At 46.2% G+C, this 13100-nt stretch carries 8 protein-coding genes; all 8 read right to left on the minus strand.

Annotated features, from left to right (window positions below; all coding sequences use genetic code 11):
* Positions 1–7 precede the first annotated feature (7 nt).
* The 8 genes from AAHJ11_RS06265 to AAHJ11_RS06300 all read right to left on the minus strand — a co-directional run bounded on the left by AAHJ11_RS06265 (position 8) and on the right by AAHJ11_RS06300 (position 13089).
* Positions 8–1180: a MalY/PatB family protein gene (locus AAHJ11_RS06265; protein ID WP_148366385.1), complete on the minus strand. Its 1173-nt coding sequence runs from the start codon at positions 1178–1180 to the stop codon at positions 8–10.
* A gap of 184 nt (positions 1181–1364) precedes the next feature.
* On the minus strand, positions 1365–2636 hold the full coding sequence (locus AAHJ11_RS06270) for a hypothetical protein (RefSeq protein WP_148366386.1): 1272 nt from the start codon (positions 2634–2636) through the stop codon (positions 1365–1367).
* 124 nt (positions 2637–2760) lie between these two features.
* Positions 2761–4434 (minus strand): RagB/SusD family nutrient uptake outer membrane protein, encoded by a 1674-nt coding sequence (locus AAHJ11_RS06275; protein WP_234131838.1) that lies wholly within the window; start codon positions 4432–4434, stop codon positions 2761–2763.
* Between the two features lie 29 nt (positions 4435–4463).
* On the minus strand, positions 4464–7649 hold the full coding sequence (locus tag AAHJ11_RS06280; protein ID WP_148366388.1) for a SusC/RagA family TonB-linked outer membrane protein: 3186 nt from the start codon (positions 7647–7649) through the stop codon (positions 4464–4466).
* Positions 7650–7782: 133 nt separating this feature from the next.
* Entirely contained in the window at positions 7783–9429 is a 1647-nt protein-coding gene (locus AAHJ11_RS06285) for a GxGYxYP domain-containing protein (RefSeq protein ID WP_148366389.1), read from the minus strand.
* 70 nt (positions 9430–9499) lie between these two features.
* Positions 9500–10195 carry an SGNH/GDSL hydrolase family protein gene (locus AAHJ11_RS06290; RefSeq protein WP_148366390.1) on the minus strand — a complete coding sequence of 232 codons (696 nt, stop codon included), beginning with the start codon at positions 10193–10195 and terminating at the stop codon, positions 9500–9502.
* Positions 10196–10202: 7 nt separating this feature from the next.
* Complete coding sequence (locus AAHJ11_RS06295; RefSeq protein WP_234131835.1) at positions 10203–11654, minus strand: FAD-dependent oxidoreductase; 1452 nt, start codon at positions 11652–11654, stop codon at positions 10203–10205.
* Between the two features lie 16 nt (positions 11655–11670).
* Positions 11671–13089 carry an FAD-dependent oxidoreductase gene (locus AAHJ11_RS06300; RefSeq protein ID WP_148366392.1) on the minus strand — a complete coding sequence of 473 codons (1419 nt, stop codon included), beginning with the start codon at positions 13087–13089 and terminating at the stop codon, positions 11671–11673.
* Between the last annotated feature and the right edge of the window lie 11 nt (positions 13090–13100).

A 13100-nucleotide genomic window follows, 5' to 3' on the forward strand; every position in this document is an offset into this window, starting at 1 on the left:
AAAAAGACTACTTTAAATCCATTACAGCCTGCTCCAACTGTTTCAATGCTCTTTCCAGCGTAACACGTGGACAAGCAACGTTCAACCGCATAAATCCCTCGCCTTCCTTACCGAATGTTGTTCCATCATTCAGTGCCAGATGAGCATCTTCTACAAAAAGACGATTCAGTTCTTCCTGATTGAGTCCCAATGCGCGGCAATCCAGGAAGATCAAGTAAGAGGCTTGCGGACGGATCATCTTGATAGCAGGAATATGTTCTTTCAAATACGTTTCAGTGAAATCCACATTTCCTTTAATATATGCTATCACTTGGTCCAGCCATTCTGTTCCATGACTGTAAGCAGCTGCAACACTTAAATAAGCAAAGAGATGTCCTTCGCTAAACTCGCTTGCTTCCATATATGTCCGGAAACGGTGACGAAGTTCGTCGTTCTCAATAATTGCATAAGAACTTGCCAATCCCGGCATATTGAATGCTTTGCTGGGAGACATAAAGACAAGAGAATTCATCCGTGCCTTCTCTGAAATCAAAGCAAAGGTAGGATGTTTGTATGGAGGCAGCGTTAAGTCAGCATGAATCTCGTCAGAGATAACCAATGTGCCGCTTTCATAGCAGATGTCAGCTATTTGAGACAGTTCTTCTTTCGTCCATACACGTCCACCCGGGTTATGAGGGTTGCTTAAAATAAGCAATTTGCATCCTTGAATATCTTGACGGAAGCGGTCGAAATCAATATAATATTGTTCATCTTTCAGGACTAACGGGCTGAATACCACTTCGCGCTCATTCTTTTGAGTGACCAAAAAGAAAGGATGATAAACAGGGGGCATAACCATTATCTTATCTCCTTTCTGCGTAAAACAGTGGATCACAAAAGCCAAGCCGCGGACAATACCGGGAGTGAAAGTCAACATCTCTTCACGGATAGTCCAACCATGACGCTCCTTCACCCAGTTAATAATAGACTCCGACCATTCTTTGCAAGCAAATGTATATCCGAGTACTTCATGTTCCAGGCGTTTTTTCAAAGCCTCTATGACAAAAGGAGCTGTGCGGAAATCCATATCAGCTACCCACATTGGAATCAGGTCATTGCGTCCCCAACGACTCTCTACTGCATCCCATTTTACGGAATCTGTACCGTTACGGTTTATTATTTCATCAAAATTATAGTTCATACTGCATAATGTTGTTAGGTTATGTGTATAATAAACAGTTAGCAAAGATAGTTATTTTCATGGTATTACCGAAAGGCAGCCTCTAATTTTGTATGCTCTATCAAAACATAGAGGGCCGGAGCAATACAGCATCCGACCCTCATATTCATACCCTGAAAAAAAACTAAGGACCTATTTGTATTTATTATTCATTCCAACGATGCACTATAAATCCACGCTTACCATCTTCTGTTTTTAAAGAGATGAAATAGATATGCGGATGGCTCGTCGGACCTGTACCAATGCGTTTTTCCAAAATAAACTCGGTCAGTTTAACGTCAGAGGCTGCTTTGTCTGTGTACGAAGTCTTAGTGTCATTGATAGTCGTTTCAAACTTCGGATTACGATTGGCAGCATTCACACAATTTAAATTGTTTGCCCAACCACCATTAAAGTAGACATAGTATGTATCTTTCACTTCACCGTTTTGTTGATACCAGTACATATCTTTTGGCGTTGCATAAGATCCGGTACTGGAAACTCCGGCCGTGTTAATATCGGCACGATAACCATCCCAATAAATACGTGGCGTCGGGTCGTCAAGATTGAGCGGTACCCATAAATCTATGGAACGGCTTTCCTTTTCCTGATCGGTCACAGTGATGGTTGTGCCACCGTCACCTACCACGGTTACAGTTACTGTGGTGCCGGATACTGCCACAGTAGCTACTCCTTCATTCAGAGATTTAACGGTATAACCGCCATTACCGGAAGTGATATTGAAAGAAATCTGTTGAGGCGTACCCTCGTACACATATTCCCCCTCAAGAGTCCCCTCTTTATCAAACAGAACAGGACGAATCGGATTCGTCACCCGCACTTTAAGAGTAGCTGACTTGTTTCGGGAATCTGTCACAGTAACCGTTGCCTGATCGACATTTGCTTTACCGCCAAGTATCAGTTTATATCCTCCTGTTACGTCGGGATCTTCCACAATTTCAGCACTGATGGCTTCAGGAGCAGAATTGGTTACTGTATAACCGCCATTACCGGTCAGGATTTTCATTTCACGAAGAATAACGCCGTCGTTATCCAGACGCAATACTTCCACTCCCTCCGGGAGCGATTCGAGTGTCAGTTCCTGAAGTTTACGTACTTCAACCGTCATGAGAGCACGATTGTAGCTATCATCCGAAAGGCGAACGATGGTGCTACCTATGTCACCGCCTGTCAACAGTATCTCGTTGCCAACCACCTCGGCAGTCACCACATCCTCATTATCACTCTCTACACGATAATTCACACCGTCCAAACCAATACCGATATGCAGGACTTCTCCCTCAACGAGCACCGGATTGTGCGTAGTAAGCGGAACATTGACATAAGGGTAATACACATCTTTGTCATTTTCACATCCCGTCATCAAGCAGAGAAGAGCCAGAAAAGGGATAAAAGATAAATATTTTATTTGTTTCATTGATTCAAGATTTTTAAAGCCCGATTAAATCTCCCCAAGGGAATATCCGGACAGACTGTTAGTTTTATCAAGTTCTGCAATATCCCGTCTTATTAAAACAGAAAGAAGCATAATTGCCATCCCATTAATAATTAGGATTCTGATACATTCCGTCTTTATTCGTCGAAATCTGTATTTCGCTCAACGGAATGGGGAACAAATAATTCTTATCACTGTCGAAGCTGGTTTTCGTCGTACTAAAACCATTGCGGTTTTCCAGGAAGTGCTCAAGCATACCGGTACGTGCCAGATCATACCAACGCCAGCGTTCGAAGCATAACTCACGGGCACGCTCCAACAATACATCTTCGAGTGTATACGTATCGTAATTCCCAAATCCGGGGGTATCGTTTTCAGTGACAGCAACTCCCTGATTTAATCCGCGGGCACGTTGCACGATGCGATTCATTGCTTCCACACCCTCGTCGGACGGTGAACCATTATTCAACATCAAATCGGCTTCGGCATACATTAGCAGTACATCGGCAAAACGCAGTACGAGGATATTGTTCGGACAGTTGGAATACACAAAGTTGGTATGTTCATCTTTCCAGGTAGCTCCCCAACGATATTTGATGACACCACTGTTCGTTACAGACTTCGCATTGTCTCCGGGTTGCGGTTTACCGCTTAGCTCCGTCATGGGTTTCTGTGCTATCGGGCTATTATTGGTCTTATCAAAGTCAATCACATAATCGGCCAGATTCCACTCCCGACGCTTGTCGTAACCATTGGCATCATAATAGTTCCAGAATGAGGGAACATATTTAAGGTTGCATTGTCCGGCAATGGCATTTGTACGCCAGCCGCCGTAAAGTTTCTGTCCGTCGGTATTGATTGCACGGGCACCGTATTCTTTCGGCCATTGTGAGCCATAAGGATTCTGTGCGCTGAACTGTATTTCCCAAATCGTCTCTTTATTGATGTTCTTATTTTCAATTTTAAAGACATCTCCGTAAACAGGTTCCAAATCACGTCCGCTATTGGTAATTACATCTTGCAGCAGTGCCAATGCATCACCGTAAAGTTTTTCATCTGTCTGTTCAATCTGCTCGTAACCGGCTACACGATCGGCGGCACGTGCCGAAGCCATCGTAATATATACTTTTGCCAACAATGTTTTGGCAGCCCAGTAATTCGCCCAACCGCCATCTATCTCTTTAGGCAGAACATCTTCGCCCAAACAGAACAATAAATCATCTTCAATGAGTTGATAAACTTCCGCTACCGGTGTACGTCCCATGTCGTAAGTCAGCTCCGTCACATGATCGGTCATCAAAGGCACGGCTCCGAAAGTCTGCACCAGGTTGAAATATCCCCATGCACGTAAAAAGCGTACATTAGCTACATAGCGGTTGATAAGTTTAGCGTCTCCTTCGATTCCCTGTGCTTTGTAGATAACAGTGTTGCAGGCAGTAATCAACCGGTAGTAGCGAAACCAGAATTGCTTGATACAGCCATCGGTAGGCGTATATGTGTAGCGGTCGATAAAACCACGCAGGTTCGTTTCATTGGGATACATACACTCGTCCGTACCCACCATACCGACAAATAACGGGGTATTGGTGCCGACGTTATACATATAGCGCAGCGTAGAAAACGCACCGACTGCTCCTACTTTCAGAGATTCGACAGTCTTATAGAAAGTTCCTTCATCGAATTCAGACTCCGGCTTCTCTTCCAAGAAATTGGTACAAGACGAAACGGAAGTTCCGAGTAGGAACATAGTAGCCAATAATAATATGATATATTTTTTCATGGAATTCAATATTCAGGGTGTTAAACAAATCAGAAAATAAAATTGAAACCAACAGAATAAGAACGATTGCGCGGATAAGCACTGTAGTCGAGACTCGGCATCAAGTCGCCTGTCTGTCCCTGACGAGTGTTTACTTCCGGGTCAAATCCCGTATATTTGGTAAATACGCAAAGGTTCTTGACCGAAGCAAACAGTTTGATGTTCTGCATACCGACTTTCTTGGCTACTTTCTTTCCAAGTGCGTAGGCCAGCGTGATGTCTCCTATACGGAGGAATGAACCGTCTTCAAGCATTTTGGATGTACAGTAGTTGAGTGCCACCCCACCCGGCATACGATATTTGGCTTCGTTGTTACCGGCAAAGAATACATTACCATCTGCATCATAAAGTGTCGGTGACCAGGAGTTGGTATTCATTTCAGCAATCTGATTATGACCGTCACGTCCACTTGTCAATGAATGGAGGTTGGCGTTGAAAACAGTTGCTCCGTAACTGAACTGCATGGCTACGCTCAATGACAGGTTCTTATAAGAAACTGTGTTCGTCAAACCGCCTGTGAAATCCGGTTCGCCACTTCCCAGTAATACGAGGTCGGCGGAAGTGATTTTACCGTCACCGTTCTGGTCGCGGAAGCGATAATCTCCCGGACGTATGCTGGCAATCTTCTGTCCGAGCACTTCGGTAAGCCCCTGTTCATTGATTTCGTGCTGTGAAGCATACACACCGTCAATCTTATAGCCATACCATTGCCCGAGACTCTTATTCTTGCGAATCATGACAAAGTTTCCGGAACCGGGAATAACCCCCGGGTCAAATCCCATCTCATCACCAGGACCGATATCAAGCACTTTCGAACGGTTGAAGCCGATGTTGGCATTCAAGGTCCAGTTCCATTTCTTAGTCAGAATAGGGGTAGCATCCAAGGTAATCTCAATACCCTGATTGCGGACGGCTCCGACATTGGCCCATCCCTTTTCGTATCCCGTAGCCAATGCTGCATTCTTTTCAATCAGCAGGTCGGTGGTCTTTTTACGATAAACATCCACCGTCATTGCCAGGCGGTTTTTAAAAAAAGACATATCCAGTCCGAGATTGACCATATCCGTTGTTTCCCAACGTAATGACGGGTTTGCCGGCCTGTCAATGCTGGCACCGTAAGAAAGATCGGAACCATACATCGGATAGAATGAAGAAGCGATTGTTGAAAGGCTACGATAAGAAGGAATGGCTGTGTTACCACTGCGACCATAGCCGAAACGCAACTTTAGGTTATAGAAAACTCCTAAGTCTTTCACAAACGACTCTTCGTTGATACGCCATGCCAGACCAACTGACGGGAATCCCGCCCATTTATTACCGGCACCGAAGCGTGACGAACCATCGGCACGATAACTGGCTGTCAGCAGATAACGTTCCTTATAATTGTATTCGGCACGTGCCAGGAACGACACCATATTCCACTCAACGATTGAGGAGGTAGGAATCTGCGGAGTAACACCCATTCCCAGTCCATTTACCCCCAGATTGAGTGAAGGAAAATTCTGTGTTTCAGTACGCACCGTATTATTATTGTAGGTTTCAAGCGTGCTACCAGCCAATACTTTAAGGCGATGTCCGCCTTTCCACGAATTGGTATAAGTCAGGAATGCTTCTCCGGAGAGTTTTTTAATTCCGGCATTAGTGACAATGGCACGTCCGTTTGCTTTAAATCCCTGTTCGGTGTTGGCGGGATAAAATACATCTGTTTTCTGATGATTGTCTTCATACGTACCTGCTACATTCAGAGAAAGCTCGGTAAGTATCTTCCATTCCAGTTGCATACGTGCTGTCAGATTGTCTTTATAACGATTGTTGGTAATATCGCGCACTTGTATGTATGGGTTAGAAACAACCTGCCCCTCTTCACTGCCTGTACCTTCGGTAATACCGGATGAGGTAGCAGAATTCAAAGGCGACTGACGTAACAGTTTCACCATCAAACCATCGGAACTGCCGGTTGCTAAACCGGAGTTTTTAGTTCTTGAGCCTGATATATTGGCAGTCATAGTCACATTAGTACTCAATTTCTGAACGAGGTTAATTCTTCCTGTGAAACGTTCGAAACCGGAGTTTACTACTACCCCTTCCTGATTGAGATAACCGCCGGATACCGAATAGCGCGTGTTCTTATTACCACCCGAAACGTTGATACGATATTCCTGATACAGGGCATCGCGGAACATCAGGTCTTGCCATTGAGTATTCGTACTACCCGGAGCACCATACGACTCCCAATCTGCATAAGTTGAACTTTCGGGAAGTACCCAATAGTTACCGTCACCGTTCGGATTGTCACGATAGACAATACCATCGCTCATGGTCGACGGATCGGTTCCGTAGGGGTAGTATTTCCACCCGGTCTTATAACGCATCAACGCATATTCCGAAGAATTGAGCATATCAAATTGACGTACTGCCTGCTGCATACCTAAGTTAGCATACAGTTCCACCCGTGTTTTTCCATCATTGGTTCCCTGGCGTGTGGTAATCATGATGACACCGTTCGCACCACGCGAACCATAGATAGCGGTTGAGGAAGCATCTTTTAGAATTTCAATGGATGCCACATCGCCCGGATTCAAAGAAGAAGCATCTTCACAAATCACACCGTCGATAACAAAAATCGGGGCACTTGAAGCATTAACGGACGATGCACCACGAATACGGATGGTGTAATCAGAACCAGGAGCACCGTCATTCTGCACAATCTGCATACCGGCTGCCTTACCTCTCATAGCATCTTCGAGTGACGTAATGGCACGTTCGCTCAATGCATCCTTACTAATAGATGATATGGAACCTGTCAAGTCCGAGCGACGCATAGAGCCATAACCGATGGCTACCACTTCTACGTCTCCCAAACCAATCACATCCTCTTCCATAATAATATTGATCTGTGTACTATTGCCTACGCGATGATCGACAGTTTTCATACTAATCATCGAGAAAACAAGCACCGACTGTTTCGACGGTACATTTATAGAGTATGCTCCGTCGATATTGGTAATCGTGCCGCGCGTTGTTCCCTGCACAACGACGGAGACTCCCGACAGTGGGTCTCCCTCCAGATCCGTTACTTTACCGGTAACAGTCAGAGTCGTTTTTTGTCCCATAACATCTATTGCCAGAACAGATGCCAGGAGCATAATCATACATAATGAATAGAATTGTTTCATTGGGTATTAATTTTTTAGGTTACTAAAAGAATACTGTTTTTTTCTCAAATATATGGGTGAAATGATTAGAACTAGGGTTAATCCGTGGATTAACACCCTCAAAAAAGCATTAACCACTGTGTTAAAAGAGGGATTAACCTCTATTACCTTTTACATTCTTCCTGATAAGTTCGAGGAACTGTTCCGTATTCACCAATACTACATTTTCGTTTAATAAATTTTTAAATACAAGCATATCTTCCACCGTGTAACTGGACGGAGCATTGACGTGTACCACGATTGCCGAATAAGCATCTATACTGTTAATGTCACGTGGAGCCGAATTCAAAGCCGCAGCGATGGTTTCGGGCGTATGAGGTTCCGTAAACTTATCATCATTCTTCATGAAATAGCGGAACGAAACAACCGGAGCATCTCCTGCAAAGAAATAAGCGCCCTGCCATTTGGCATATCCCAAATAATTCATATACAAGAATCCTTTCACATCGGGCAAGTTGCCGGTGTGCCGCTTCATAAACGTTTCATACGAACCGGCAGACGAACCGGTGAATAGTTCCGCATCGTCCATCAGTACCATATACTGCATGCCGCAATCTTTCAACATTCCATTCGTCATGCGGAAATAGTCGGCTACAAACTCATGATGAGACGGGAATGTATAACCCGCACCGGACAATGCTCCGACATAACAGTTGGTTGCCGGCAGGTTTTTCTGATACCAGTTGTGCACCGGAACCATATTGGTGCGCAGAGTCGGGGGATACATCCAGGTAAGCGGAATCTCATGTACACGCGGATGCGAGATATAGGTATTCCGGGAAAACAAATCGAGCATATAGGACGTATTGTCTCCGTCACTGAATACGATCGTGGCATAATGCACGCCTGTCCGTGCCGGGACTTCCACAGGCGAAGCCGGTCGGTCATACGGTTTCAACTGTTTGGACGACAGGATGGAAAGGCTCATGGTGTTGATACCCGGCACGGTATATACTCCATTATGTTCGCATCCGAACCGCACATCCATGCGTTCAAGATTATAGGGTACTCCCCAACCGTAATGAGGCGAATTGGGTTTCAACATATAATAAAGCTTTTGCAGCACAGCACCGTCACTTTTGGCATTGCTACACCAGGGATATCGGTTCGCTATGGCAAAATCGACCATTGTCCACGGGAAAGAAGCGTTGTTCACAATCGCATTCAAGTTGAATTGTGAAGAATGTTGTTTTATATAGTCGGCCAGCCAAGCCTCATCCTTATCCCTCACGTCGGCCAGTTTCTGCAGACTGTTATAAGGAGCTTTAGAGGCCAGGGCCGCTGTCAGTATCACAGCATCAAGCACTCCTGCAAGGCTTGCAGCAATGTATGTTTTCTCCAATTTATCATCCACCAATACATACCCTTTCGCTCTGTTCAGGAACAAAGAAGTTATCTCCGACAGTCTTTTCTTCGTAAAGGTATAACCGGAGGCTTTCATTTCAGTCATCCATTTGGCGTATGCCTGACCGGAGTGAAGAAAGATTTCGGGACTGCTGCGATTCACAAGTCCGGCAAGCGAAGCCAGATAGAGCAATTCTTCATAATTGCTGTTTCCCACTTCGGCACGCGTGATTTCAATCAAATCCCAGTTTTCAACCAAAGGAGGTTCTTCGGGTGATTCCGGTTCCGGCTTCTCTCCCTGCCCTTGTTCTGTTCCCTGCTCCTGCTCTCCCTGTTTTTCGCAAGAGCAGAAAACTACCGATAGGGCAACTCCCATGATATAAATAAAACTTTTCATTTTCATAGTATTTTATCAATGCCGATATATTCTTTAACCTGTTCGTCTATATGTGTTTTCAACTGATGAATCACTTCTTTGCACTGTCACGTCCCAATATCGCATCCCACAGCATCGGTACAAGGATTTCCTGTGCCGCTTTGCGGGTAGGCAAAATACCGTCGCGCTGATATGGCTTTAATGCTTCTTCTCCTCCGGCGTCGTAGATTTTATTAAATTCTACCGAGTAATCGACGAGAATGATACCTTTCTTTTTGGCTGCTTCGCGGCATGAAGCATTGAATGCTGCCAGTTCGGGACGGGTCTCCGCCGATTGTCCCAACGGACGTTCGGAAAGAATATACAATACGATGGTGGCATCAGGATTCTGTGCCCGCAGATTGTCAACCATGTATTCCGCACACTTTCCCGAATACCAGGGAGCGTTGTTGAAACGGGTCACAGCATCGTTTTCCGAAAAGCCGAATATCAATAAATCGGGTTTGCGGCTCAATACGGAGTCTTTGAAGTTTTCAGTTGCCCAGAAAGAGCCGATTCCCGACTTCGAGCAGTTGTAGAACGTTATCTTTTCGGGGAATCTGCGTTCGAGTCTAGTACGAAGCTGGTCCACCCAAGCCCGGTTGGAGGTATTGATGGCAGCACTGGCACCGTAAAACACAACAGTCTGCTTTTCGCCTTTCTTGAGTTTCTTCAGGAAAGTGGTTTGAGCACTGGCTGTGGAGACTGTAAAAATTGATACTAATATTAAAAGAAATATACGGTTCATATTTATCTTATTTTTTCCATGGTTTATTATTCACATTCATATTCACATGACGATACCAGTCGAACAGACCTTTCTCGTCCAAGCGGTTCTGCAAGCGACGTACATCGAGATTACGCACACTCGTCTTCTGCAAAGCCGCCATCGCTGCTGCCGTACCGGCTGCTTCGCCAATAGTTGCACATATCGGTTGCACCCGATAAGAACTCATTGCCAGACGGGTTCCGCTGATAATGCGTCCGGCTGTCAGCAATCCTTCGGTATTAACGGGAATCAAGCTGCGGTATGGGATGCCGTAAGGTCCTACGCTGTTCTTTATTTTGGGGTCTACATTCATTCCCCATGGGTCTAACGAGTACCAGGCATCGGCAATCTTATCATCGTGCATCACTCCTTTCAGTACATCATCTACTGTCAACACATATTCTCCTTTGATACGGCGGCACTCTCTGATTCCGATTTTCGGGGCTACATGAGTGACGTATCCGGCCTGGTTGAGGGCTTCGAATTGCGGTTCCAGTTTTTTCATGGCACGGCGATGCGCGTCGGCTACCAATACCGGGTCGGTGGTGTCGGTACATTCTACCGTTGCTCCCCAGTGGAGGTATATGCCGGAGTCTATCTTCCGGAATTCTTCTTCCGTCTGTTGGGTCACCCACTTCTCCTGGTCGTGGTCGAGTACACCGGTTTTGAATATGTGGCGGGGAAATTCCGCGTCGCTGCGGGTGCGTTGGCTGATGTACATCATGGTACATGGCTGCACTCTGCCGTCACTCTTTTCGAGTCCGATGCTTTCGTTGAAGTCCTTGCGGGCGTCGCTACCGTAGAAGTATTCACAACCGGCTTTGGCTGCCAATAGTCCGGTACCGGTGGCGTCGATGGTAACCGGAGCGGAGACTTTCTGCAACATACCCTGACGCATCACGCAGACGCCGGTCACTCTGTTTCTGTTGCCTTTTGTCTCGACCACTGCATCCACAACCGGTGAACCACACATCAACGTGATATTCTTTTCCGCTTTCATAATGCCGTAAACGACTTGCGCAAATGACGACGGCAACCACCAATGCTGCTTATTATCCCATGCCCATTGTCCGAACGTGTTGCTGGGGGTAATGCTTAGTGAATGTTTCTGGTTCAGTTCGCGCACCATGTCGATAAATACACCGACACGGGGTGCGCCGCACATATATGTGACATACATATCCACCGGAGCTCCTCCGGGCATCATATCTTCTTCCAGTAAAATCACCTTGGCCCCCTCTCTGGCAGCAGCAACGGCAGCAGGTATACCTGCCGGTCCGGCACCCACTACAATCACATCGCAATGCAATTCGGGCAATTTAAACAGGGATTTATCTTGGGGATTCATCGCTTCATTCGCAGCAAACATGGAGACTCCGGGCAAAGCTGCACCAGCAGCGCCTATTCCCATGTTCTTCAAAAACTGTCTTCTATTCATTGTCATAGTCGTACGCTTATTTCTTTTTTAAACCATCGAAAAGCCCCATTGAGGCAAGTCGGTCTTGTAGTTGTTTGATATCTATGGAACGAAGTCCGGTTTGATTCAAGGCGGACATAGCTGCTGCCGTACCGGCTGCCATTCCAATGTTGGAACAGATAGGCTGCACTCTAAGAGAACTGTGCGCAATGCGTGTCGCACTGATGATACGTCCGGCAGTGAGCAACCCCTCGGTCTTGGTTGGCAGAATACTGCGATAGGGAATGCCGTAAGGGCCGATATGCTTCATTTCTTCGGGAATTTTCATTCCCCATACATCGAACGAATAGTGTGCGTGGGCTATCACATCATCGTGCATCGTTCCGGCAATCAAGTCATTGGCTGTAAGCACGTACTCGCCTTTGATACGGCGCACTTCGCGCACGCCCAACTTAGGAGCCAGATGTACTGCGTAGCCGGCTTCGTGCCAGATTTCGAGGTTTTCCTGCAGGCGTTCCAGTGCTTCCTGCTGGGCTTGTGCCAGCAACAGAGGGTCGCGGGTATCCTTGCAATATACAGTCCGTCCCCAGTGCAGATAGATGCCGGCGTCTCTCCGGATCATATCCTCCTTATCGTCGGCTTTCACCCAACGATTCAGGTTATCTTCCACAGCACTGCTACCTTTCAGTTTATCAATAGGTAGTATGGCATTGCGCTTGATTCTTTCACTAATCAGCATCCAGGTACAGGGCTGCACCTTACCATCGGCCACTTCGATGCCTACGGGCTCGTTGTAGTCGCTCTTGGCTTCACTGCCAAACATATATTCACATCCTGCCATATCGGCAATCAGTCCGTTGCCGGTGGCATCTATGGTAACTGCCGCATCAATATCCTGATAATCGCCATTACGCATGATACGCACTCCGGTCACCTGGTTTCTGTTGCCGGAGGTCTTGACCTTTACTCCTACAACGGGTGCTGCGCACATCAGCGTGATGTTTTCTTCTTTTTCGAGAAGCTGATAAATCACTTCCGCATAAGAACCGGGCATCCACCAGTGATTCTTTCCGTCACTGCCTGTTTTTCCGAACGTCTCACAAGTACGCCCGCCAATGGTGTGTTTTGCATTCAATACCTGAATCATCTCCTGAAACACTCCCACCCTGGGACCACCGCATATAAAGGGAACATACATATCGACCGGGGCTCCTCCAGGCATATTATCCTCTTCCAGCAATATTACTTTAGCTCCCTGACGGGCTGCCGCAATGGCGGCAGGCACTCCACCTGGACCGGCTCCGACTACCACCACATCACATTTCAATGTTGGATACTTGGGCTTGGCCTTCTCTACCTTCTCATTGCCCATAGCGGCTACAAATGACGAAGGCAGGACACTCAATGCTGCAATAGCAGACATTTTAGTAATGAAATCTCGTCTGTTAATTTCCATATATGTGTATA

Origin of the sequence: Bacteroides sp. 90-K9/2, assembly GCF_047310725.1 — a bacterium.
GTDB classification, from domain to species: Bacteria; Bacteroidota; Bacteroidia; order Bacteroidales; family Bacteroidaceae; genus Bacteroides; species Bacteroides vicugnae.

Coding starts and splice junctions, on each gene's coding strand:
- AAHJ11_RS06295 (WP_234131835.1), bottom strand. CDS start 11,654: ATGAATAGAAGACAGTTTTTGAAGAACATGGGAATAGGCGCTGCTGGT.
- AAHJ11_RS06280 (WP_148366388.1), bottom strand. CDS start 7,649: ATGAAACAATTCTATTCATTATGTATGATTATGCTCCTGGCATCTGTT.
- AAHJ11_RS06275 (WP_234131838.1), bottom strand. CDS start 4,434: ATGAAAAAATATATCATATTATTATTGGCTACTATGTTCCTACTCGGA.
- AAHJ11_RS06265 (WP_148366385.1), bottom strand. CDS start 1,180: ATGAACTATAATTTTGATGAAATAATAAACCGTAACGGTACAGATTCC.
- AAHJ11_RS06300 (WP_148366392.1), bottom strand. CDS start 13,089: ATGGAAATTAACAGACGAGATTTCATTACTAAAATGTCTGCTATTGCA.
- AAHJ11_RS06290 (WP_148366390.1), bottom strand. CDS start 10,195: ATGAACCGTATATTTCTTTTAATATTAGTATCAATTTTTACAGTCTCC.
- AAHJ11_RS06270 (WP_148366386.1), bottom strand. CDS start 2,636: ATGAAACAAATAAAATATTTATCTTTTATCCCTTTTCTGGCTCTTCTC.
- AAHJ11_RS06285 (WP_148366389.1), bottom strand. CDS start 9,429: ATGAAAAGTTTTATTTATATCATGGGAGTTGCCCTATCGGTAGTTTTC.